The 23,252-nt window shown below is 71.8% G+C and carries 18 protein-coding genes; 9 read left to right on the top strand and 9 right to left on the bottom strand.

What is annotated here, in order from left to right; all coding sequences use genetic code 11:
• Positions 1-239: 239 nt before the first annotated feature.
• Positions 240-1,043 (top strand): RNA polymerase sigma factor SigF, encoded by an 804-nt coding sequence (locus tag ACFWZ2_RS01735; protein ID WP_384540190.1) that lies wholly within the window; start codon positions 240-242, stop codon positions 1,041-1,043.
• A 23-nt stretch (positions 1,044-1,066) separates the two neighbouring features.
• Here ACFWZ2_RS01735 and ACFWZ2_RS01730 read toward each other — a convergent pair whose 3' ends face one another.
• The gene (locus ACFWZ2_RS01730) at positions 1,067-2,224 is read right to left on the bottom strand and encodes a PAS domain-containing protein (protein WP_384540187.1); all 1,158 of its coding nucleotides are present in this window, start codon (positions 2,222-2,224) and stop codon (positions 1,067-1,069) included.
• 74 nt (positions 2,225-2,298) lie between these two features.
• Between ACFWZ2_RS01730 and ACFWZ2_RS01725 the strand changes: the two genes are divergently transcribed.
• A complete protein-coding gene (locus ACFWZ2_RS01725) occupies positions 2,299-3,006 on the top strand; it encodes an ANTAR domain-containing response regulator (protein WP_384540184.1) in 708 nt (235 codons plus the stop codon).
• 39 nt (positions 3,007-3,045) lie between these two features.
• Here the strand turns inward: ACFWZ2_RS01725 and ACFWZ2_RS01720 are convergent, their stop codons facing one another.
• On the bottom strand, positions 3,046-3,702 hold the full coding sequence (locus tag ACFWZ2_RS01720) for a DedA family protein (RefSeq protein ID WP_384540181.1): 657 nt from the start codon (positions 3,700-3,702) through the stop codon (positions 3,046-3,048).
• A 244-nt stretch (positions 3,703-3,946) separates the two neighbouring features.
• Here ACFWZ2_RS01720 and ACFWZ2_RS01715 point away from each other — a divergent pair, with 244 nt between their 5' ends.
• Together ACFWZ2_RS01715 and ACFWZ2_RS01710 are read left to right on the top strand one after the other, a co-directional pair.
• Positions 3,947-5,194 carry an aminotransferase class I/II-fold pyridoxal phosphate-dependent enzyme gene (locus ACFWZ2_RS01715; RefSeq protein WP_384540178.1) on the top strand — a complete coding sequence of 416 codons (1,248 nt, stop codon included), beginning with the start codon at positions 3,947-3,949 and terminating at the stop codon, positions 5,192-5,194.
• A complete protein-coding gene (locus ACFWZ2_RS01710; RefSeq protein ID WP_384540175.1) occupies positions 5,191-6,330 on the top strand; it encodes an MBL fold metallo-hydrolase in 1,140 nt (379 codons plus the stop codon). Before ACFWZ2_RS01715 ends, ACFWZ2_RS01710 begins: the two co-directional genes overlap by 4 nt.
• On the opposite strand, the gene ACFWZ2_RS01705 is transcribed toward ACFWZ2_RS01710, so the two are convergent.
• Positions 6,311-6,925, bottom strand: coding sequence for a DedA family protein (locus tag ACFWZ2_RS01705; RefSeq protein ID WP_384540172.1), 615 nt, complete (start codon positions 6,923-6,925; stop codon positions 6,311-6,313). The two genes, ACFWZ2_RS01710 and ACFWZ2_RS01705, sit on opposite strands and share 20 nt — an antisense overlap.
• Complete coding sequence (locus tag ACFWZ2_RS01700; protein WP_384540169.1) at positions 6,925-7,701, bottom strand: MBL fold metallo-hydrolase; 777 nt, start codon at positions 7,699-7,701, stop codon at positions 6,925-6,927. The genes ACFWZ2_RS01705 and ACFWZ2_RS01700 overlap by 1 nt, the downstream gene beginning before the upstream one ends.
• Positions 7,702-7,793: 92 nt before the next feature.
• On the opposite strand from ACFWZ2_RS01700, the gene ACFWZ2_RS01695 reads away from it, so the two are divergent.
• From ACFWZ2_RS01695 to ACFWZ2_RS01685, 3 genes are all read left to right on the top strand, one after another.
• Positions 7,794-8,258 (top strand): hypothetical protein, encoded by a 465-nt coding sequence (locus ACFWZ2_RS01695; RefSeq protein WP_384540368.1) that lies wholly within the window; start codon positions 7,794-7,796, stop codon positions 8,256-8,258.
• 161 nt (positions 8,259-8,419) lie between these two features.
• Complete coding sequence (locus tag ACFWZ2_RS01690) at positions 8,420-10,621, top strand: phage holin family protein (RefSeq protein WP_384540166.1); 2,202 nt, start codon at positions 8,420-8,422, stop codon at positions 10,619-10,621.
• Positions 10,622-10,704: 83 nt separating this feature from the next.
• Positions 10,705-12,099: an amino acid permease gene (locus ACFWZ2_RS01685; RefSeq protein ID WP_384540163.1), complete on the top strand. Its 1,395-nt coding sequence runs from the start codon at positions 10,705-10,707 to the stop codon at positions 12,097-12,099.
• 63 nt (positions 12,100-12,162) lie between these two features.
• Here ACFWZ2_RS01685 and ACFWZ2_RS01680 read toward each other — a convergent pair whose 3' ends face one another.
• On the bottom strand, positions 12,163-13,800 hold the full coding sequence (locus ACFWZ2_RS01680; protein WP_384540160.1) for a DUF6345 domain-containing protein: 1,638 nt from the start codon (positions 13,798-13,800) through the stop codon (positions 12,163-12,165).
• A 304-nt stretch (positions 13,801-14,104) separates the two neighbouring features.
• Here ACFWZ2_RS01680 and ACFWZ2_RS01675 point away from each other — a divergent pair, with 304 nt between their 5' ends.
• Both ACFWZ2_RS01675 and dnaK read left to right on the top strand, forming a co-directional pair.
• A complete protein-coding gene (locus ACFWZ2_RS01675) occupies positions 14,105-14,530 on the top strand; it encodes an OsmC family protein (RefSeq protein WP_362325849.1) in 426 nt (141 codons plus the stop codon).
• A 150-nt stretch (positions 14,531-14,680) separates the two neighbouring features.
• Positions 14,681-16,552 carry a molecular chaperone DnaK gene (dnaK, locus tag ACFWZ2_RS01670; RefSeq protein WP_384540155.1) on the top strand — a complete coding sequence of 624 codons (1,872 nt, stop codon included), beginning with the start codon at positions 14,681-14,683 and terminating at the stop codon, positions 16,550-16,552.
• 34 nt (positions 16,553-16,586) lie between these two features.
• Here dnaK and narI read toward each other — a convergent pair whose 3' ends face one another.
• Genes narI through ACFWZ2_RS01650 form a run of 4 tightly spaced genes read right to left on the bottom strand, consistent with a single transcriptional unit; the run spans position 16,587 to position 23,201 of the window.
• Positions 16,587-17,312 (bottom strand): respiratory nitrate reductase subunit gamma, encoded by a 726-nt coding sequence (gene narI, locus ACFWZ2_RS01665; protein ID WP_384540152.1) that lies wholly within the window; start codon positions 17,310-17,312, stop codon positions 16,587-16,589.
• Positions 17,309-17,893 (bottom strand): nitrate reductase molybdenum cofactor assembly chaperone, encoded by a 585-nt coding sequence (gene narJ / locus ACFWZ2_RS01660; RefSeq protein ID WP_384540149.1) that lies wholly within the window; start codon positions 17,891-17,893, stop codon positions 17,309-17,311. Before narJ ends, narI begins: the two co-directional genes overlap by 4 nt.
• Positions 17,890-19,518, bottom strand: a complete 1,629-nt coding sequence (gene narH / locus ACFWZ2_RS01655; RefSeq protein ID WP_384540146.1) for a nitrate reductase subunit beta — start codon at positions 19,516-19,518, stop codon at positions 17,890-17,892. Before narH ends, narJ begins: the two co-directional genes overlap by 4 nt.
• The gene (locus tag ACFWZ2_RS01650; protein ID WP_384540143.1) at positions 19,518-23,201 is read right to left on the bottom strand and encodes a nitrate reductase subunit alpha; all 3,684 of its coding nucleotides are present in this window, start codon (positions 23,199-23,201) and stop codon (positions 19,518-19,520) included. The genes narH and ACFWZ2_RS01650 overlap by 1 nt, the downstream gene beginning before the upstream one ends.
• Positions 23,202-23,252: the final 51 nt, after the last annotated feature.

The following is a 23,252-nucleotide window of genomic DNA, read 5'->3' as shown; positions in this document are numbered from 1 at the left end:
CCGCACGGATCGGGAAAGGGCGGTCCCGTCCGGGTGTCCGGCCGGGGCGGGGGAAAACCTCCCGGTGTTTGGCGCCGGGGCGCGGGGGCAGGCGAAAGGGAGTGCTTCGGACCGGAGGCACGTCCGTGGGAGTGACCACGTCACTCGCACCGGGTGTGCCCCGTCGTGACCGACGCCCGCGCACTCCCACGGTGACCGTCCACCCCCAAGGCACCACCACAAGGGAGTTGCGACGCACCATGCGATCCCACAGCACCGCTCCAGCGACCAAGCGCCACCCCCACGACGACGCCCCCGACACCTCGGCGGACTTCGCCCGGCTCGTCGCGCTGCCGCGCGGGCCCGAACGGGACGCCCTGCGGCAGGAGATCGTCGGGGCCTGGCTCCCGATGGCCGACCGCCTCGCGGGCCGGTTCCGCAACCGCGGAGAGTCCCTCGACGACCTGCGCCAGGTCGCGGCCCTCGGTCTGGTCAAGGCCGTGGACCGGTACGACCCGCGGCGCGGCACCGCCTTCGAGAGTTACGCCGTGCCGACCGTCACCGGCGAGATCAAACGCCACTTCCGCGACCACATGTGGACCCTGCACGTGCCGCGCCGCGTCCAGGACCTGCGCAACCGGGTACGGTTCGCGCGCCAGGACCTCGCACAGACGATCTCGGGGCGCGCCCCGACCACCGCCGAGATCGCCGAGCACGCGCAGATGAGCGAGGAGGACGCGGCGGCCGGCCTGGAGGCGCTCGACAGCTTCACCGCGCTCTCGCTCGACGCCGAACTCCCCGGCAGCGAGGACGGCTACGCGCTGCGCGACGCGCTGGGCGGCCCCGACCCGGCGCTCGACGTCGTCATCGACCGCGAGGCCGTCAAGCCGCGCATCGCCCAACTGCCCGAGCGGGAAAGGACGATCCTGTACATGCGGTTCTTCGGCGACATGACGCAGAGCCGCATCGCCGAGCAGCTGGGCATCTCGCAGATGCACGTCTCACGTCTGATCAGCCGCTGCTGCGACCGGCTGCGCGACCAGGTGATGCGGGACGCCGCGTGACACCCGCCGCGGCGCCCCCGGCCTCAGCGGGCGCCGCCGCGCCGCATCGCGAGTGCGATGTGCCGTGACATCACGTCGACCGCCCGCGCCTCGGCCATCGAGAAGGCGAGCCGCGCCCCGCACCGGAAGAGCGTGAGCACGCCGTCCACCGGGCCGTGCGCGTGGCGGGACAGAGGCACGCACAGCAGGGACGTGACCTCCGCGCGGACCAGGACGTGCGCGCCGGAGGCGTCCCTGCCGAAGCCGTCCGGGTCCTCCGGGCGCACCTGCAGCGCGGCCGCCCCGCCGCGGGCCGCCTCGACCACGAGGGGGCACGCGGCGGGTTCCTGCGCGAGGACGTCGGCGACGGGCGCCCCGGCGGGCCCGAGCACCTTCGTGCGCCGGGGCCGCGCGGCCCCCTCGTCGGCGATCACCCAGTCCGCGAACCGCCCGTGCAGCACCTCCGCCGCCCGGTCGAGCACGGCCGTGCGGTCCCCGGCGGGGGCCTTGAGGAGCGCCGACGTCATGGCGTCCGCGAGGTCGAGCTGGGCCGCGTGCCGGGTCGCCTCGCCGAGGTCGGGCGCGGGGCCCGCGAGCCCGGCGGGCTGCTGCCCGGACCGCTGCGAGGGCTGCAGGACGACCAGGACCGCCGTGCGCGGCTCGGCACCGGTGCGCAGCGCCGTGAGCGTCGCGCGGACCGGCACCGCCGGACTGTGCTGGAGGTGGACGGTCAGGCTCCGGTCGCCCTCGCCGCGGGCGACCGCCGCGGTCTGCGAACGGAACGCGACCCGGTCCGCGTGCAGCAGGAACCCGGTCAGGGGCCGCCCCGTCGCATAGCCCGCGCGGACCCCGGTGAACCCGGTGGCCGCGAAGTTCATCCGCCGCACCACCGCCTCCCTGTCGACCAGCGCGACCGGCAGCGGCATCCGCTGGAAGATGGCCCGCAGCAGCCGCTGCTCGTCCTTGTCGCGGTCCCTGTTCGGGTCCCTCTCCTTCTCCTGGGTGGCGGCGCCGGGGCGGGCGTCGCCGGTCAGCCTGGCGTATTCGGGCCACAACTGGTCGGCCACATGGTCGAGTTCGAAGATCGCCGCGTCGAGGACGGTGCCGAGGTCGTCCGAAGGGACGGATCGGGCGTGCTTCAACTCGGCCACGCGGCGCACGAAGTCGGCGAGATCCTCACCGAACTCCCCGGTCTGTGTCATGCCTTGAACGTATCCGCTGGGACAGTTTTCCGAAGGGCCCGCAGGGAAGTCGAAGAGGAGAGGAGGAACTTCCCATGGCTGCCTTGCCGGACCCGGAACTGCTTCGACCGGAATCGGCCCTGCCGGGACGAAGGCTCTCGGAACTCGCCGAACAGGCCGTGCGCTGCACCACCGCGTGCTGCGGTGCGAGCACCACGGTCTCCGACGACGGGGAAGGACAGTCCACCGCCGTCACCCACCCCGATCTGGCCGGACTGGTCTCCGTACAGCTGCGCTCGGGCGAAGGACCGATCCCCGCGGCCGAGGAGGAGGGCGCACCGGTCGACGCGGAGGACCTGCTGCGCGACGACCGCTGGCCGGAGTACCGCGCGATGGCCCTCGACTCGGGCGTCCGCTCCAGCGTGACGCTGCCCTTCCGGCGCGCGGGACTCACGGTCACGCTGAGCCTGTTCAGCTTCCATCCCGGCGCGCTCGACGACGCACCGCACGGCCCCGCCCAGGCGCTCGGCGACCTCGCCACGGCGAGCCTGGTCCGCGACCGGCACTACCGCGCGGCCCTGACCGAACTGGACCAGCTGGGCGCCGCCATGCGCACCCGGCCCGTGGTGGACCAGGCGTGCGGGATCGTCATGCACGTCCTGGCCTGCGACGCGGAGGCGGCGTTCGGGGTGCTGCGGCGGATATCCCAGACGACGAACCGGAAACTGGCGGACGTCGCGGCCGCGCTGGTCGAGACGAAGGGGCGCGGCCTGGAACGCGAACTGGTGTCGCTGGCCCGCTGACCGCGAGGCCGTGTCCGCCCGGCACCCGGCACGAGCCGGTCAGCTCTCGGCGACGGCCTTCTGCGTCTCCTGCGGCGCGGGGGCCTCCTGCTGCGGCGCGCGACGGTGCCGCAGCCAGCGGACGCCCTCGTGAAGCAGCGTGATCGAGAAGGCGATGCCGAGGCCGAGTGCGACACCGAGCAGCGGGTTGTCCTCGAAGGCGGCGCCGCCGACATAGCCGAGGCAGGCCGAGTAGATCGCCCAGGACGACGCGGCGATCGCGTCGAAGAAGGTGAAGGAGCGACGCGGGAAGCCGGTGGCGCCGGTGGTCAGCGTCGCCGCGGTGCGGCCCCCGGGGATGTACCGGGCGACGACCAGGACGAGGCCCCCGCGCTCCGCCAGCATCTTGCCCACCCGGTCGTACGCCTTGCGGCTCCGGCTGTCGGGCTTGAGTTTGGCGAAGATCTTGTTCCCGGACGCGCGCCCGATCCAATAGGAGATGTGGTCACCGGTGAAGGCGCCGATGGCGGCCACGACGATCACGAGCACGAGCTGGGGATCGCCGGTCGAGGCGGCGAACACTCCCAGGGTGATCACCAGCGTCTCGCTGGGCACCACCGGGAAGAAGCCGTCCAGTGCGGCGATGCCGAAGAGCACCGCGTACACCCACGGAGAGGTGACGAAGCCTTCGACTGCATGGATGATCGCGTCGTTCATGACGACCAGCGTAGGAATCGGGACCGGCCCGGCGCTGCGCACGATCGGCACGACTTACCCCTGACTTTCGTCAAGTCCCCGAAGGCCCGTGACACCCCCTGGGGAGGAGCCGGGGCTCACCCGGGCGGGGGGCAAGCGCGCGCGGGAGGGTCCGGGGCGCGCTCTGATGGGCTCATACGGCCAGGTCCTGGGTACGCACTGTCGCGACGGGACAGCACAGTCACGTGAGCGCACGGAGGTACCCATGCGGCGGACGGACTCCGAGGGCCGTGGACCCGTCCGGTACGGGCCGCCCCCACCGGAGCCGGGCCTTCCGGTCCTGCCCGAGCTGTCCGCCGCTGCCGCCGCGGCAGCGGGCAGATCCCACGGCGAACCCCCGGGCGGCAGCCCCGCACTCCTCGACGCCGCCTGCGGCTACTGGGCCAGACGCGGCCTCGCCACCGAACGCGGCCATGTCGTCGCCGCCCCCGGCGCCCCCACCCTGCTGCTCGCCCTGACCGCGGCCCTCGGCGGCGACGTCCTGCTGCCCCGCCCCTGCCCGGCCTGGTGGGCGCCGCAGGCACGGCTCATCGGCCGCGCGGTCTACCACGTGCCGACGCCCGCCGAATGCGGCGGAGTCCCCGACCCGTACGCCCTCCTGGAGACCGTCCGCCGGGTCCGCGCCGAAGGCGGCAGGCCCCGCGTGCTCGTGCTCTCCGTCGCCGACGACCCGACCGCCACCGTGCCGCCACCGGAAGTGCTGCACGCGGCCGTCGAGGCGGCCGCCGACGAGGGCCTGCACGTGATCGGCGACGAGACCTGGCGCGACACCCTGCACCAGCCGCGCGACACCGTCCTGATCGGCCCCGCGGAGATGGACCACGCGCGCGTGACGGTCCTCGCCGACCTCTCCGGGGCCTTCCTGCCCCCGGCGCTGCCCGTCGCCGTGGCCCGCTTCCCGGCCACCACCGCGGGCGGCGCGCTGCGGGCCCGCACCCTGGACGTCCTCACCGCGCTCGGCGCGGCGCCCGCGGCCCCGGCCGCGGCAGCGGCGGCGTACGCGCTCGGGGAACCGGACGAGATCACCGAGCGCCTCACCGCGGCCGTCCGCCTGCACGCGCGCGTGGCCGCCGCCGCGCAGCGCGCCGTGCTCGCCGGGGGCGCCCTCGCCAGGCCCCCGCAGGCGGGCCGTCACCTCTACGCGGACCTGGGCCCGCTGCGCGGCGCGCTCGCCGCCCGCGGCGTCGGCGACGCGCAGGACCTGGAGGACTTCCTCGGCGAACGGCTCGGCATGCCCGCCCCGGGCGGCCACCGCTTCGGCGACGACATCGACGCCCTGCGCGTACGCCTGTCCACCGGGCCCTTCCTCGGCTCGACCCGGGAAGAACGCATGGCGTCCCTCACCGCACCGGACCCACTGGAATTGCCGCATGTGGAACGGGCGTTGAGCATGTTCGGATCGGCCTTCGACGATCTCCGCGCAGAAGCCCAGCGAATGGAGCCTCCTCGGTGACCCAGCAGGCGCAACAGACGCACAAGGCGCAGCAGACGCAGCAGCAGCCGTACACCGACCCGTACGCCGACCGCGTCGAGGACCGGCAGGCCGGACAGCAGGCCGCCCCCGGAGCGCTCGCGCCGCCGCGCGCACCCGGCGGGCCGGACGGGACGGGCGGGCCGCGCCGGTGGCCGAAGTCGTTCGCCGACCGGCTGACCGCGCCGCTGCCCGGACTGCGCGCCTTCGCGCGCTTCGCCCGCGAGGGCGCCCTGCGGCCGCGCCCCGACGGGCTCGCCGACATCCAGCGGCTGCCCTTCGAACCGGGCCCGCTGCCGCGCGTCGACGCGCGCACCGTCGCCGTCACCTGGGCGGGACACGCCAGTTGGGTCGTCCGCATCGGCGGCCTCACCGTCCTCACCGACCCCGTCTGGTCCCGCAAGATCCTCGGCACCCCGGCCCGCGTCACCCCCGTCGGCGTCGCCTGGAGCGCCCTGCCGCGCGTCGACGCGGTCGTCATCAGCCACAACCACTACGACCACCTCGACGCCCCGACCCTGCGCAGGCTCCCCAGGGACACCCCCGTCTTCGTGCCCGCGGGACTCGGCCGCTGGTTCACCCGGCGCCGCTTCAGCCGGGTCACCGAACTCGACTGGTGGGAGGGCGCCGAACTGGGCGGAGTGCGCTTCGACTTCGTGCCCGCGCACCACTGGTCCAAGCGGAGCCTCATCGACACCTGCCGTACGTTGTGGGGCGGCTGGGTGCTCACGGACGCGCACGGACAGCGGGTCTACTTCGCGGGCGACACCGGATACGGCCACTGGTTCGAACGGATCGGCGCCCGCTACCCCGGCATCGACCTGGCGCTCCTGCCGATCGGCGCGTACGACCCGCGCTGGTGGCTCAGCGACGTGCACTGCGACCCGGAAGAAGCGGTCAGGGCCGCCGCCGATCTCGGGGCGCGGCGGATGGCGCCCATGCACTGGGGCACCTTCCTGCTCTCCGCCGAACCGGTCCTCGAACCCCTCACCAGGGTGCGGACGGCGTGGGAGAAGGAGGGCAGGCCCCGCGAGGACCTGTGGGACCTGCCGGTGGGGGCGTCGCGGGTGCTCGCGGCCCGAGGGGCGGGCGCCCGTCCTAGGAGGCCGTCCGCCTGACCCTGCGCCACACCGCCGGTGCCACGCTGATCAGCACGGTCAGGCCCACCGCCACCGCCACGCCCTGCCACGGCTCCTTGAACAGGGAGCCGCCCAGGATGCCGATCAGCTGGTACGTCACCGCCCACGCCAGGCACGCGGGCGCGTTGCCGCGGGCGAAGCGGCGCAGCGGCATCTTCGCCATCAGGCACGCCAGCATCACCGGGATCCGGCCCGCGGGGACGAGCCGGGACAGCACGAGGACCATCACGCCGTGGTCCTCCAGCTTGTCCTGCGCCTGCGCCAGACGCTCCTCCGGCGCCCGGTCCCGGATCGCCGCGAGCCAGCGCGAACCGTTCTTCGACCGCATGCCGCGCTGTCCGAGCCAGTACAGGCCCATGTCACCGATGAACGCCGCGAGCGCCGCGACACCGAAGACGATCAGCAGCGAGAACGGCGCCGTCTGATGGAAGGCGACCACCGCGGCCGAACTCACCAGGGCTCCCGTCGGCACCACCGGCACCAGCGCACCGAAGACCACGAGCAGGAACAGCGAGGGATAGCCCACCGCCTGCTGCGTGCTCTCCGGCGGCACCTGGGTCGCCGCGGCCCACATCACTTGGCGACCTCCGGCCGCACGCTCTCGCCGTGCGCGAGCCGGTGCACCGCCACCTCCGGCGCGCGACGGGCCGCCTGGCGCACGAACTCCTGGCCCGGCGCGTGGAATTCATGGGGGCGCACCGCGTCCATCCCGATCGGCCAGTACGTCCCGTAGTGCACCGGGACCGCACTGCGCGGCGCGATGCGCGCGAGCGCCTCCGCCGCGCGGGACGGATTCAGATGGCCGTGCCCCAGATAGGGTCCCCAGCCGCCGACCGGCAGCAGCGCCACGTCGACCTCGCCCACCTCGGCGGCCATCCCGTCGAAGAGCCCCGTGTCCCCCGCGAAGTACGTACGGGCCTCACCGCTCACCACGAAACCCAGGGCCGGGGACAGCTGCGGGCCCACCGGGAGGCGCCGCCCGTCGTGCAGCGCCGAGACCACGCGTACGACCAGCTCACCGACCCGCACCTCGTCGCCCGGCACGACCTCCGTGAACCGGAGCTGGGGGAGCCTGCGGGCCAGGCCCGGCACCGAACGCGCCGCCCCGCGCGGGACCAGCGCACGCGTGCCCGGCGTGAGCCGGGCGAGCGACGGGACATGCAGATGGTCGGCGTGCAGATGCGAAAGGAGCACGACGTCGGCCACGGCGGCACCCGGCGGCGGCGGTGCGCCCCTGCGGCGCCGCAGATGCGCCAGGCGGCGGGCGAACAGGGGGTCGGTCAGTACGCGGACGCCCGAGTCCTCGACCGTACAAGTGGCGTGGCCCCACCATGTGACCTCGACGGGCACCCGGTTCCTCCTTCGTGCGACTGTCTCCGAGCCTACGGCCAGGAGTAGTGTCCATGGCTGACGCAGAGGTGAGCAGAGGTGAGGGGGACACCATGGACGACGCGATCGGCACCGGCACGGGGGTCGGCACCGGCATCGGTACCGGTACCGGCGTCGCCGTGGTGCGGGTCGCGGCGATCGCCAGCCTCACCCCCCTCGAAGAACTCGAGGCCGACCCCTTCCTCGTCGACTCCCGCAGCCAGCACGCGATGTGCGCGCGGTGGGCCGCCGACCGGGGGTACGTCGTCACGCGCGAACTCGTCGTACGAGGACTGCGCGCCGACCACGTCGTGCTCTGGGGAGACGTCGAGGCGGGCCTCGTGGACCTCTTCGTCGTGCCGAGCCGACGCGTCCTGGAACGGGCGCTCCGCTCCGCCGACGAGTTCACCGCGGAATGCGCGCGGCGCGGCGTACGGGTCGAGACGGCGGGGCTCGCGGAGCCCGCGTACGACTCCGAGATGAAGGCCCATGTGCATCGGCGGCTCTCCATGCCCACCGCGGGGTACGACGGACGCTGATCCCTGCCGCCTTCCCCTGCCCGCCTGTGGCTGACACCCCGCCGGGAAGATCCAACGCGCGGTGGGGAGTTGTCGGGGACAGGAAATGCCGAGACCGGGGCACGGCGGCGCGTGTGGGAGGCTGGTGTCCGGTTCGGGTGGAAACGTGAGGTGGGCGAGGCGTGGGGCGAGGGCGATGGCGGAAAGTCGGCAGCGCGCTGTGGCGCGTGGTGGCCGTGTGGGCCGTCAGCACGCTGACGATGCTCGTGCTCGCCGGCATCCTGCCGGACTTCAAGCTCCAGTCGGACGACGGGGACAGCGCCACCCGTATCGCGGTCACCGCGGCCCTGGGCGCGGGCGCCTTCGGTCTGCTGTCGGCGGTCGTGTGGCCGCTGCTGGTGCGCGCCCTGCTCCTCGTACCCGCCCTCGTGCTCGGGCTGCTCGCCTTCTTCCTGAACGGGTCGCTGCTCCTCATCGCCCTGAGCCTGATCCCCGAGGGGCGCGGCGAGGTCGGCGCGGAGACCGCCGTCGTGGTCGCCGCGGTGATGTCCGCCGTCGCGTCGGCGACCGGCGGTGCGCTCGCCGTCCGTGACGACGACGCCTACCGGCGGCGGCTCTACCGGCTCGCCGACCGCAGGCGCAGGCGGCGCGGCCGCGCCGACGAGACGGCCGCCGGACCCGTCACGCCCGGCACCGTCTTCATCCAGCTCGACGGCGTCGGCCACGACGTCCTGCGCGACGCGGTCGGCAAGGGCATCATGCCCACGGTCGCCCACTGGCTGGGGGAGGGGAAGGCAGATGGGGCGGCCGGGGCGGCCGGGGCCACCCACCGGCTCACCCCCTGGCGTACCGACTGGTCCAGTCAGACCGGCGCCAGTCAGCTCGGCATCCTGCACGGGTCCAACCACGACGTGCCCGCCTTCCGGTGGTACGAGAAGGACACCGGCGAGGTCATGGTCAGCAATCGGCCCGCGTCGGCGGTCGAGTTGCAGCGCCGTGCCATCGAGCGCACCGGCGACGGGGGGCTGCTCACCGTGGACGGGGCGAGCCGGGGGAATCTGTTCAGCGGGGGTGCCGAGCAGCTGGCGCTCGTGCTGTCCATGGCGGCGAGGAGGGGGAAGGAGAACCGCTCCCGGGCCGGGTACTTCGCGTACTTCTCCGACCCCGCCAACGCCGTCCGCACCGCCCTGTCCTTCGTCGCCGAGGTCTTCCGGGAGATCGGCGAATCCACCCGCGCCCGGATCAGGCGGCGCAGGCCACGGGTGGGCCGCGGGGGGCTCTATCCGTTCATCCGCGCCTTCGCGACCGTCGTCGAGCGCGACGTGGTGGTCGCCGCCGTCATAGGGGACATGCTCGCCGGGCGCAGCGCGGTCTACGCCGATCTGGTCGCGTACGACGAGGTGGCCCACCACTCCGGTCCCTCGGGGCCCGACGTGGCGAAGGTCCTCGCCCGCCTCGACCGGTCGCTCGCGCTGCTCGCGCAGGTCGCCGAGCACGCGCCGCGCGCGTACCGGATCGTGCTGCTCTCGGACCACGGGCAGAGCCCGGGGGAGACGTTCCGGGCGCGGTACGGGCTGACCCTCGGCGATCTGGTGCGGGCGGGCTGCGGGCTGCCGGTGCCGCGCAGGGCGCAGCACACGCACAGCGGTGCCGAGGCGCGTGCGACGGTGCGGGCCGCGCTGCGCCGCCCGGTCGAGGAGGGCGCCGACGAGCGGCGTCCGGCGCGCCGGGCCGAGCCGATCGTGCTGGCATCGGGCAATCTCGGCCTGGTCTCGTTCCCCGATGTGCCGCACCGCATGACCCGTGAGGAGATCGACCGCAGACATCCGGCGCTGCTGCCCACGCTCGCCAACCATCCGGGCATCGGTTTCCTGCTCGTACGCAGTGCGGAGCGCGGCCCGCTCGTGCTCGGGGCGCGCGGCGCCGAGGTGTATCTCGACGAGGACCCGGACGACCTGGGACCGCTCGGCGACTTCGGGCCCGGTGCGCTGGAGGCCGTGCGGCGGACCGACGGCTTTCCGCACACCGCCGACATCATGGTCAACTCCTGGTACGACCCGGAGGAGGGCGAAGTCCTCGCCTTCGAGGAGCAGATCGGCTCGCACGGCGGGCTCGGCGGGGCGCAGGCCCGGCCGTTCCTGCTGTCGCCGCTCGCGCTCTCCGCGCCGGTGCCGGAGGGCGCGGAACTGGTCGGCGCCGAGCAGGTCCATCACGTGCTGCGGTGCTGGCTGGGGGAGGACCTGGGGCCGGAGGTGCCGGTGACCGCCACGGCGGAGGCGCCCCTCACGGAGGCCACGATTCCGGTGAACGATTCCCCGCCGGAAGCCCCTGATGGCACAGCATTTGCGGCCGCCGATGCCGCCGTGCAGGACAAAACACACTGATTTGGCGGAGCGTCCGCCGTGCCCGACCATGGCTTCCGCTCGGCGATCCCGGGCACCGGGCACGACGAGAGGCGCACCACCCCATGCACGACACCGGAACCGCAGTACCGTCGGCTCCGGCCCCTGACCAGGGAGAAGGCCAGGAAGCGCAGAGCAGGCACGCCCGGCGCTTCGGGCTTCCGATCGCCACCTGCCTCGTCATGGGCAACATCATCGGCGGCGGCATCTTCCTGCTCCCGGCCTCCGTCGCCCCGTTCGGCACCATCAGCCTGGTCGCCTTCGCCGTCCTGACCGCGGGGGCCATCGCGCTCGCGCTGGTCTTCGGACGGCTCGCCGAGCGCGACCCGCGCACCGGCGGACCGTATGTGTACGCACGGGAGGCCTTCGGCGACTTCGCGGGGTTCCTCGCGGCCTGGTCGTACTGGATCACCACCTGGGTGTCGAACGCCGCGCTCGCCGTCGCCGCCGTCGGCTACCTGGACGTGCTGATCCCCGTCAACGAGCACAAGTGGACCGCCTGCCTGGCCGCGCTCGTCCTGCAACTCCTGCCCGCGCTCGCCAACTTCGCGGGCACGCGGTACGTCGGCGCGGTCCAGCTCGTCGCGACCGTCCTGAAGTTCCTGCCGCTGCTGCTCGTCGCGATCGGCGGTCTCTTCTTCTTCGACAGCGCCAACCTCGGGCCCTTCCAGGCGAGCAACGACAGCCCGATCGGGGCCGTTTCGGCGTCCGCCGCGATCCTGCTCTTCTCCTACCTGGGCGTCGAGTCGGCCGCCGTCAGCGCGGGCGAGGTGCGCGACCCGCGCCGCAACGTCGGGCGCGCCACCATCCTCGGCACGCTGGGCGCCGCCCTGGTCTATCTGCTCGGCACCCTCGCCGTGTTCGGGACCGTCGCCCACGACAAGCTGGTGACGTCCACCGCGCCCTTCTCGGACGCCGTCGACGTCATGTTCGGCGGCTCCTGGGGCGGCACCGCGGTGGCGCTCGCCGCACTGGTGTCGATGGTCGGCGCCCTCAACGGCTGGACCCTGCTCAGCGCCCAGACGCCCTACGCGGCCGCCAAGGACGGGCTCTTCCCGAGCGCGTTCGGCAAGAAGAAGCGCGGCGTGCCGACCGTCGGCGTCCTCGTCACCGTCGTCCTCGCCTCGCTGCTCACCGTGTACAACTACACGGCGGGCTCGGCGGGCGTCTTCGAGTCGCTCGTCCTGATCACCACGTTCACGGCGACCGTGCCCTATCTGCTCGCCACCGCGGCGCAGATCTACTTCCTCGTCTCCGGGCAGCGCGAGCGCGTCAACCGCTCCCGTCTGGTGCGCGACGCGGTCCTCGCCGGTGTCGCCTTCGCGTTCTCGATGTGGCTCGTCGCCGGGTCCGGCTACGCGGCCGTCTACCAGGGAGTGCTCTTCCTCTTCGTCGGCGTGCTCGTCTACGCGTGGCTGGCGGCCCGCAAGCAGCGGACCGCCACCCCTGCGCAGGACTGACCCGGCAGGACCGAACGGGCCGCCCGCACCGCCCCCACCGGTGCGGGCGGCCCGTGGCCGCGCCTACCTCGCCAGCGGCGCGACGACCCAGCGCCGCGTACGGAACATGCTGTCCCGCGCGCCGATCTCGATCAGCTTGCGGGCCGCCGGATAGGCCTCGTTGCCCGCCAGCTCGTAGCCGACCTCGAACGTGCCCGGCACGTCCCTGACCTCGGGCTGGCGCTGCTGCGCCGCACCCTGGCCGGTCTCGTCCGCGGTGACGGCGGCCAGCTCGGCGAGCAGCTTCTTCTGGGCCGCGTCGAGCGCCTTGCGCGGATCGCGCTCCAGCGGGGCCGGGGCCGCCGTGCCGCCCTTGGGCGGCGGCGGTGAGATCTCGGTGCTCGGCTCGCGCGTGACACCGGTGGCCTTGCGGGTCGAGATCTGCGACTGGACGACGGTGCCGTCGTTGTCCAGGCCCACCCGGATCAGACCGCGTCCCGGCGTGATGACCGGTACGCCGTCGAAGACCTGCCGGAACGTCACATGCGTCTGCAGGGACACCGGGCGCCCGACCTCGGAGCCGTCCTTGGTGCCGGAGTTCTGCATCAGGTCGTGCACGCTGTCGACGACGAGCTCGGCGCCGTCGGCGTACTGCTCGGCGAAGGCGCGCGCCGCCTCGACCGCGCGGTCGGTGGGCAGCTGCTGGGTGTTGCGGTGGTTGGGCTCGGCGAGCTTGACCCAGCGGATGCCCTGCGGGGCGGTGGAGACGACGCGGTCGCCGGAGGTCGCGTTGATGACGCCCTGGCGCTCGACCTGCACCTCCTGCAGCGCGGCCGTCGGGAAGCCGGCCTGCCGGCCGAGCGAGGTGAGTTCGGCGCTCGGGTCGCGGGGCGCGAGCTGCACGATCTGCTGCTGGCCGGAGAGCTGTGTGAGCGGTTCCCTGACGCCTTCGCGCGCGTAGTACCAGCGCCACGCGTACCAGGTGTCCGGCACGTGCTCGCGGAAGAAGTTCCGCTCGGTGTTGAGCCGGTTGACGGCCTCGGCCTGCGTGGTGCCGACCGCGGCGACCGAGGGCGCCTGCCCGTGGTAGATGTCCCAGCTCGCGTTCAGCCAGGCGTCGCAGAACGTCTGCCCGGCCCGCCACTTCTCCCAGAACTTCTTGCCGTAGTCCGGGCTGTCGATGCTGGTCGTCTCGAAGCCGAAGATCATCCGGAAGCCGATGTTGGGTCCGGCCCAGGTGCGGATCGGGGAGTGGCCGCCGGTGACCTTGAGCGAGTCGCAGGTCGACCAGAAGATGTAGTTGGCCTTCTCGTTGCCGAGCGCCATCCGGTTGGAGACGGCGTCGCTGCGGCCGTCCCAGACGGCGCCGAGCGGCGCGAAGAAGACGCCGTTGCCGTCCATGCCGCCGTGCCCGGAGTGGTACACGGCGCACACCGCGTCCATCCCGTACCGGTCCTGCCAGTTGTCGTACGTCTCCTCGTACGCCCACACCTGCGCGCCGCCGTCGGCGAACCAGAAGTTGCGGTCGTAGAACTGCTGGAGGTACGCCAGCCAGCCGGTGGCGTCGGCGTGGGTGTGGGAGAGCGGGTTCTGGTTGACGAACTTCTGGATGCTGAAGGCGCCCCACCAGCCGAACGTCGAATCCCGGTCACCCGCGGCTCCGGGCTTCTCCGGTTCGAGTGGCGACGGACCGCGGTCCGCGTAGTTCATGCGCATGGCCATACCCCCTGAGTGAGCTCCTCGTTCCGTGCGCGAGGGGGCCTCAAAGTGTCACCGCCGACGCGCCTTGCCCAGGTGCCATTTCGGCCATACGGCCCCTGCCACGGGGCTGTTCTGGCACCTCAGCGGCATCTGTGGCGCGACGGCACGCACAACGTGTTCGTATCGGACGATCCGCACCTGCGCTCCCCGCTCGAACACCTCCGTGGCCCCGCGGCGACCCGTGCGGCCCGTTTTCATCCGGAGTGTGATCGGATGGTCCCCACGGAACTTCCGATCACGGAACCGCACTGAAGGGAACTGCATCGTGGCAACCACGCGCTCCGCGCACACGGTCTGGGAAGGCTCGCTGACGGAGGGTTCGGGCACCGTCACCTTCGACTCCTCCGGCATCGGGGAGCAGGCGGTGTCCTGGCCGTCGCGCGCCGAGCAGGCCAACGGCAAGACCAGCCCGGAGGAGCTGATTGCGGCCGCGCACTCCAGCTGCTTCTCGATGGCGCTGTCGCACGGCCTGACCGGCGCGGGCACCCCGCCCACCCGGCTCACCACCTCCGCCGACGTGACCTTCCAGCCGGGCACCGGCATCACCGGCATCCACCTCACCGTCGAGGGCACCGTGCCGGGCCTCGACGAGGCGGCCTTCGTCTCGGCCGCCGAGGACGCCAAGGCCAACTGCCCGGTGAGCCAGGCGCTGACGGGCACCACCATCACGCTTTCGGCCAAGCTGGCCTGACCCGAGGCCCGTTGACGATGCCGCCGTCCCTTTTGGGGCGGCGGCATTGTCATGCCCGGGGATTGACAAGAGCCCGCTCAAGTTTTGTGATGGAGGGTGGAGTAGACCTGGATACGGGGGACTTGGGCTCGCGGCGGAAGGGACTGGACCATGGCACGTGCGGTGGGGATCGATCTCGGGACGACGAACTCGGTGGTGGCCGTGCTGGAGGGCGGTGAGCCCACCGTGGTCGCCAACGCGGAGGGCGCGCGCACCACCCCGTCGGTGGTCGCCTTCGCGAAGAGCGGCGACGTCCTGGTGGGCGAGGTCGCCAAGCGGCAGGCGGTCACGAACGTGGAGCGGACGGCCCGCTCCGTCAAACGCCATATGGGCGACAGCGGTTGGCGCTTCCCGGAGAGCGGCTCCGTGGACGGCACCCGCTACACCGCGCAGGAACTCTCCGCGCGCGTCCTGCAGAAGCTCAAGCGCGACGCCGAGTCCTATCTGGGTGAGGACGTCACCGACGCGGTGGTCACCGTGCCCGCGTACTTCGACGACACCCAGCGCCAGGCCACCAAGGAGGCCGGCGAGATCGCGGGCCTCAACGTGCTGCGGATCATCAACGAGCCGACGGCGGCGGCCCTCGCGTACGGCCTGGACAAGGGCGACGACCAGACCGTGCTCGTTTTCGACCTCGGCGGCGGCACCTTCGACGTGTCCCTCCTGGAGATGGGCGAGGGCGTCATCGAGGTCAAGGCCACCAACGGCGACACACAGCTCGGCGGCGACGACTGGGACCAGCGGATCGTCGAGTACCTGGTGCGGCAGTTCAAGAACGGCCACGGCGTGGACCTCGCCAAGGACAAGATGGCGCTCCAGCGTCTGCGCGAGGGCGCCGAGAAGGCGAAGATCGAGCTGTCCTCGTCCAGCGAGACGGACATCAACCTGCCCTACATCACCGCGTCGGCCGAGGGCCCGCTGCACCTCGCCGAGAAGCTGACGCGCGCCCAGTTCCAGGAACTCACGTCGGACCTGCTCGACCGCTGCAAGCAGCCCTTCCACCAGGCGGTCAAGGACGCGGGCGTCAAGCTGTCCGCCGTCGACCACGTGATCCTGGTGGGCGGCTCCACGCGGATGCCCGCCGTCACCGAACTGGTCAGGGAACTCACCGGCAAGGACCCGCACAAGGGCGTCAACCCGGACGAGGTGGTCGCCCTCGGCGCGACCCTGCAGGCCGGGGTGATCCGCGGCGACGTGAAGGACGTCCTCCTCCTCGACGTGACCCCGCTCTCCCTCGGCATCGAGACCAAGGGCGGCATCATGACCAAACTCATCGAACGCAACACCACGATCCCCACGAAGCGTTCGGAGACGTTCTCGACCGCCGAGGACAACCAGCCGTCGGTCGGCATCCAGGTCTTCCAGGGCGAACGCGAGATCGCCGCGTACAACAAGAAGCTCGGCGTCTTCGACCTCACGGGACTGCCGCCCGCCCCGCGCGGCGTCCCCAAGATCGAGGTCACCTTCGACATCGACGCCAACGGCATCATGCACGTCTCGGCGAAGGACGAAGCCACCGGGCGCGAGCAGCGCATGACGGTGACCGGCGGCTCCGCGCTCCCCAAGGACGACATCAACCGCATGGTCCGCGAGGCCGAGGAACACGCCGAGGAGGACCGCAAGCGCCGCGAGGCCGCAGAGACCCGCAACCAGGCCGAGCAGCTCGTCTACCAGACGGAGCGGTTCCTGCGCGACAACGCCGAGAACGCGGCGCGGATCCCCGCCGACACCAGGAGCGAAGTGGAGGCGGCCGCCGCGGAGTTGAAGGACCTCCTCAAGAACAGGGCGGACGACACGGCCGCCCTGCGCACCGGCGCGGAGAAGCTCGCCACCGTCAGCCAGAAGATGGGCCAGGCGATGTACGCGCATTCTGGCGGGGGCGCCTCACAGGAACAGACGGCCTCGGACTCCGCGGCCGAGGAGGGGGTGGTGGACGCGGAGATCGTGGACGAGGAGGACAAGGGAGGCAAGGGCGCCCCGTAGGCAGCGCCCCGTAAGCAGCGCCCCGCGGGCGGCGTCAGGAATCCGCCCGCTCCCACCCCCGCCGTTCCGGGCGGGGGCCCAGCTGTTTCGGGTCCCGGCTCCGATACACCACGTACGGCCGGAACACGTACTGAACCGGCGCGCTGAACATATGGATGAGCCGGGTGAACGGCAGCAACGCGAACAGCAGCAGACCGATGACGGCGTGGATCTGGAAGGTGAGCGGAACGCCCACCATCAGGTCCACGTCCGGTTGCAGAGTGAACAGGCTGCGCGCCCAAGGCGCGATCGTCTCACGGTAGTTGTAGCCCTCGTCGAGCCCGGAGTTGGTGAGCTTGGCCCACATGCCCATGATGATCGCGGAGAGCAGGACGACGTACATCACCTTGTCGTTGGCGGTCGTCGCGCGGAAGACGGGCGCCTTGGTGCGGCGGCGGTAGAGCAGCATGAGGATGCCGAGCACGGCGAGCGCGCCCGCCGCCGTGCCGCCCCACAGCGACAGCTTGTGGTACGCGCTCTCGGTGAGGCCGACCTTGTCCGTCCAGGACTCCGGTACGAACAGGCCCATGAGGTGGCCGACGAGCACGAAGAGAATGCCGTAGTGGAACATCGGCGACGCGATGTTGAGGAGCTTCGACTCGTAGACCTGCGAGGAGCGGGTCGTCCAGCCGAACTTGTCGTAGCGGTAGCGCCAGATGATGCCCGCGACGAGCAGGACGAAGGCGACGTAGGGGAGCACGCCCCACAGCAGGGTGCTCATGGGCGCTCCCCGATCAGTGCGAACGGTTCGAGGCCGACGTCCTCGCGCGGCGGCCCCGAGCGGGCAAGGGCCAGGGCCTCGGCGCGGTCCCTGGGCGAGGGTCCGGGCAGCGTCGCGCACACCGCGTCGAGCACGGCGGCGTACGGCGTGCCGAAGTCGGTCAGGGCCAGGCGCAGCAGTTCGAGGCCGCTGCGGTGCTCCGTCAGCAGCACGGGACCCGCGTGCGCGGAGAACTCAAGGACGGCGGGCAGGAAGTCGGGCAGCTCCTCGCCGCTGAACTCCAGGCCGTGCTCGCGGTAGACCTCCTTGAAGCGCACCAGGGCCATGCCGCGCCGCCGGGTGTCGCCGTCCCGCCACCAGCTCAGGTACAGGCTGTGCCGGTTCTTGAAGTCGAAGACCTGGACGTAGTGGGCCTGGAGTGCGCGCGGGTCGGTGGCGGCCGCGTGCGCCAGGAAGCCGTCGAGGGCCGCGGGCGCGGCGGCCGTGAGGAGCGGCAGCCGGGCACGGAACTCCTCGTCCGGGTAGCCGAGGCACAGCGCGGCGGCCTGGTAGAGCACGGCGTTCTCGCTCGGGGAAGTCAACTCTCGTCCTCCTTGTCGGCGGTCTGCCGTCTGCGCAGCGCGTGGAAGTTCTCGATGGTGACCAGCGGCAGCTGCTTGCGTCCCGAGTCCTGGCCGAAGGGGCCCTCGCCGCCCATGCCGGGACCGTCCTCGTAGTCGAGGCTGCAGGAGTCGGACAGCCCGGGAATCGCCGATTCCTCGAGGCGCCGCGCGTCGCCGACCGCCGCGGTGGGGATGACGTACCGGTCCTCGTACTTGGCGATGGCGAGCAGCCGGTACATCTCCTCGATCTCCCGGCCCGACATGCCCACGGACCCGGCGACCGAACTGTCGGGCCGCTCCCCGAGGTTGATGGCCCGCATGTGCGCCCGCATCGCCGCGAGCTTCTCCAGCGAGGACCGCACCGGGCCGACGTCGCCGGCCGTGAAGATCTCCGCGAGGTATTCGAGGGGGATGCGCAGCGTGTCGATCGCGCCGAAGAGGTTCGCGGCGTCCTCGCCGTCGTGGCCCGTCTCGGTGAGCGCGTCGACCACCGGGGACAGCGGCGGGATGTACCAGACCATCGGCATGGTGCGGTACTCCGGGTGCAGCGGGAGCGCCACCTTGTACGTGCTGATCAGCGCGTGCACGGGGGAGCGGCGTGCCGCTTCGATCCAGTCGTACGAGATCCCGGAGCGCTCGGCGTCGCGGCGCACCTCCGGGTCGTCGGGGTCGAGGAAGACGCCCAACTGCGCCTCGTACAGCTTGTGTTCATCGGGCTCGGAGGCCGCGGCCGTCACCTTGTCGGGGTCGTAGAGGATCACGCCGAGATAGCGCAGGCGGCCCACGCAGGTCTCCGAGCAGACGGTGGGCAGGCCGACCTCGACGCGCGGGTAGCACATGGTGCACTTCTCGGCCTTGCCGGTGCGGTGGTTGAAGTAGACCTTCTTGTACGGGCAGCCCGTCACGCACTTGCGCCAGCCCTTGCACTGGTCCTGGTCGACGAGGACGATGCCGTCCTCCTCGCGCTTGTACATCGCGCCCGAGGGACAGGACGCCACGCACGCCGGGTTCAGGCAGTGCTCGCAGATGCGCGGCAGATAGAACATGAAGGTCTGCTCGAAGGCGAACTTCACCTTGTCGGCGGCCTGTTGACGGGTCTTGGCGACCATCGGGTCGAGGTCGCCGTACTGCGTGGCGCCGCCGAGGTTGTCGTCCCAGTTCGACGACCACTCGATCTTCATGGGCTTGCCGGAGATCAGGGAGCGCGGCTCGGCCACCGGGTAGTCGTCGCCGAGCGGGGCGTCGGTGAGGTTCTTGTACTCGTACGTCCAGGGCTCGTAGTAGTCCTTGATCTCCGGCAGCTTGGGGTTGGAGAAGATCTCGAGGAGGGACTTGATCCGCCCGCCGTTCTTCAGCTTGAGGGCGCCGCGCTTGTTCAGCTCCCAGCCGCCGCGCCACTTCTCCTGGTCCTCGTAGCGGCGCGGATAGCCCTGTCCCGGGCGGGTCTCGACGTTGTTGAACCAGACGTACTCCATGCCGTCGCGGTTGGTCCACGTCTGCTTGCAGGTGACCGAACAGGTGTGACACCCGATGCACTTGTCGAGGTTCATCACCATCGCGATCTGAGCCATCACGCGTCGTTGGGTGGCTTCGCCACGGGGCATCAGTACTGCACCTCCTGGCTGCGGCGACGGATGACCGTCACCTCGTCGCGCTGGTTGCCCGTCGGGCCCAGGTAGTTGAACGCCCAGGACAACTGGGCGTAGCCGCCGATGAGATGGGACGGCTTGAGGATGAGCCGGGTCAGGGAGTTGTGGATGCCGCCGCGCTTTCCGGTGGCCTCCGCCTTGGGGACGTTCACCGTGCGTTCCTGCGCGTGGTGCATGTAGACCGTGCCCGCGGGCATCCGGTGCGAGACGACCGCCCGCGCCACCACCACGCCGTTCCGGTTGACCGCCTCGATCCAGTCGTTGTCCTTGACGCCGATCGCGTCGGCGTCCTGCGGCGCCATCCAGATGCACTGGCCGCCGCGCGAGAGGGACAGCATGAAGAGGTTGTCCTGGTACTCGGAGTGGATCGACCACTTGTTGTGCGGCGTGAGGTAGCGGACCGTCACCTCCTTCTCGCCGTCCGGGCCGAGGCGCGGCTCGCCGAAGAGCCGGTTCATGTCGAGCGGCGGCCGGTAGACGGGCATCGCCTCGCCCAGCTCGTGCATCCAGTCGTGGTCGATGAAGAAGTGCTGGCGTCCGGTGAGGGTGTGCCAGGGCTTGAGGTGCTCGGTGTTGAGCGTGAAGGCGGTGTAGCGGCGGCCGCCGGACTCGCTGCCGCTCCACTCCGGCGAGGTGATCACCGGGACGGGCGCGGCCTGTGTGTCGGCGTACGTGATGCGCTTGCCCTCGTGCTCGGCGGCCAGATGTGCCATCTCCTGGCCCGTGCGCGCCTCCAGCGTGTGGAAACCCTGGGTGGCCAGGCGCCCGTTCGTCGTGCCGGACAGGGCGAGGATGGTGTTGGCGGCCTTCACCGCGGTGTCCAGGGCGGGCCGTCCGTCGGCGGGTCCGCCGCGCACGACGCCGTTGCGCTCCTTGAGATCCTCGACCTCCTGGTCGGGGCGGAAGGCGATGCCCTTCACCGGCAGGCCCAGCTGCTCGACCAGCGGGCCCAGCGAGGCGAACTTCGCGCCGATCGCGGTGTAGTCGCGCTCGACGACCGCGAGGTTCGGCATGGTCCTGCCGGGGATCGCCTCGCACTCGCCCTTGCGCCAGTCCAGGACGACCCCGCCGGGCTGCGCGGTCTCCCCGGGGGTGTCGTGCTGGAGCGCGGTCGCGACGACGTCCTTGCGTACGCCGAGGTGGTCGACGGACAGCTCGCTGAGGCGGTCCGCGATCGCGTGGAAGGTGTCGAAGTCGGTGCGGGCCTGCCAGGGCGGGTCGACGGCCGGGGTGAAGGAGTGCACGTAGGGGTGCATGTCCGTGGTCGACAGATCGTGCTTCTCGTACCAGGTGGCCGCGGGAAGCACGACATCGGAGAGGAGGGTCGACGAGGTCTGGCGGAAGTCGAGCGAGACCAGCAGGTCGAGCTTGCCCTCGGGGGCCTGATCACGCCAAGTGACCGTCGAGGGCCGCTCATGGGGGGCGGCCTCCTCGGCGCGCAGTGAGGAGTGCGTGCCAAGGAGGTGCTTGGTGAAGTACTCGGCGCCCTTCGCGGACGAGCCGAGCAGGTTGGCGCGCCACAGGGTCAGGACGCGCGGCCAGTTCTCCGGGGCGTCCGGGTCCTCGCAGGCGAACTTGAGGGTGCCCGCCTTGAGTTCGTCGACGACATTGGCCACCGGGTCGCCCGTGGTGTCGCCCAGCTCCAGGGAACTGCGGTCGAAGGTCGGATACGACGGCATCCACCCGGTACGCGCCGACAGCGCAAGGCAGTCGGCGCCCGTCATCCCCGCGAACCGGCCCTCGCCCAGCGGGGAGGCGAGGACGTCGGCGGCGAACCTGTCGTAGCGCCACTGGTCGGTGTTGAGGAACCAGTACGCGGCGCCGATCATCTGCCGCGGCGGCCTGCTCCAGTCGTTGGCGCTGGCCAGCGTCGCCCAGCCGGTGGAAGGGCGGCACTTCTCCTGACCGACGTAGTGCGCCCAGCCGCCGCCGTTGCGGCCCTGGCAGCCGGTCAGCTGGAGCAGCGCGAGGAAGGCGCGGTAGATCGTCTCGGAGTGGAACCAGTGGTTGGTGCCCGCGCCCATCAGGATCATGCAGCGGCCGCGCGACTGCTCCGCGGTCCTCGCGAACTCCCGGGCGATCTTCACGCACTTGGCGGCGGGTACGGACGTGTGCGCCTCCTGCCAGGCGGGCGTGCCGGGCGCGGCGGCATCCTCGTACGAAGCGGGCCACTCGCCCGGCAGTCCCTCGCGCGCCACGCCGTACTGCGCGAGCAGCAGGTCGAAGACCGTCGTGACCAGCGGCCCTTCCTGGCCGCCGAGCCGCGTCGCGGGCACGCCCCTGCGCACCACGTCGCCGCGGCCCTGGCCGTGCGTGCCGCCCTCGGTGTCGAAGCGGGGAAGCAGCACCTCGACGCCCGCCGCGACGTCGGAGCCGTGGAAGCTCAGGAGCGGTCTGATGTTGCCGAGCTCAAGATTCCACTTGCCCTTGCCCGACTCGGTCCAGCGGAAGCCGAGCGAGCCGTTGGGGACGGCGGGGTGCCCGGTGTTCTCGTCAAGGACGGCCGTCTTCCACTCGCCGCCCTCGCCGTCCTGGCCGAGGTCGGTGGCGCGCAGGAACTTCGCGGGGACGTACGCGCCGTCGCGCTCGGTGAGCGTCACGAGGAACGGCAGATCGGTGAACCGGCGCACGTAGTCCGTGAAGAAGTCCGTCCGCCGGTCGACGAAGAACTCCTTGAGGATCACATGCCCCATCGCGATGGCGAGCGCCCCGTCCGTGCCCGGGTGCGGATGCAGCCACTCGTCGGCGAACTTGGCGTTGTCGGCGTAGTCGGGCGCGACGACCACGACCTTCTGCCCGCGGTAGCGCGCCTCGGCCATCCAGTGCGCGTCCGGCGTCCGCGTCACCGGGACGTTCGAGCCCCACATCATCAGATACGCGGCGTCCCACCAGTCGCCCGACTCCGGGACGTCGGTCTGGTCGCCGAACACCTGCGGCGAGGCCACCGGCAGGTCCGCGTACCAGTCGTAGAACGACAGCATGGGCGCGCCGATGAGCCCCATGAAGCGGGCGCCCGCCGCATGCGACACCATCGACATGGCGGGGATGGGGGAGAAGCCCGCGACCCGGTCCGGGCCGTACGTCTTGATGGTGTGGACATGCGCGGCCGCGACGATCTCGACCGCCTCGTCCCATGTCGCCCGCACCAACCCGCCCTTGCCGCGCGCCTGTTGATAGGTGCGGCGGCGCTCCGGGTCCCCCTGGATGTCCGCCCAGGCGAGCACCGGGTCCTTCAGACGGGACTTCGCGTCGCGGTACATCTCCAGGAGCACACCGCGCAGATACGGGTAGCGGACGCGGGTGGGGGAGTACGTGTACCAGGAGAACGCGGCGCCGCGGGGGCAGCCGCGCGGCTCGTACTCGGGGCGGTCGGGGCCCACGCTCGGATAGTCCGTCTGCTGGGTCTCCCAGGTGATGATGCCGTCCTTGACGTACACCTTCCAGCGGCAGGATCCGGTGCAGTTCACGCCGTGCGTCGAGTTCACGACCTTGTCGTGGCTCCAGCGGTCCCGGTAGAAGGCGTCCGCGTCCCGGCCGCCGGTCAGCCGGACACTGTGCAGGTCGGGGGCGGCGGTGCCGCGCCGGAAGAACTTGCCCGCGCGCAACAGGGCGGCGGCGGGCTCGGTCGTCTCTGTCACCGTGGCGCTCCCTAGGTCTGCCTTCCCTCGAACCTAGGGGCGGGGGGCGCG

The sequence above is a fragment of the Streptomyces sp. NPDC059002 genome (assembly GCF_042740435.1).
Lineage (GTDB): Bacteria > Actinomycetota > Actinomycetes > Streptomycetales > Streptomycetaceae > Streptomyces.
The sequence above is the reverse complement of the archived record's forward strand: the minus strand, read 5'-3'. Positions and strand labels throughout refer to the sequence as shown.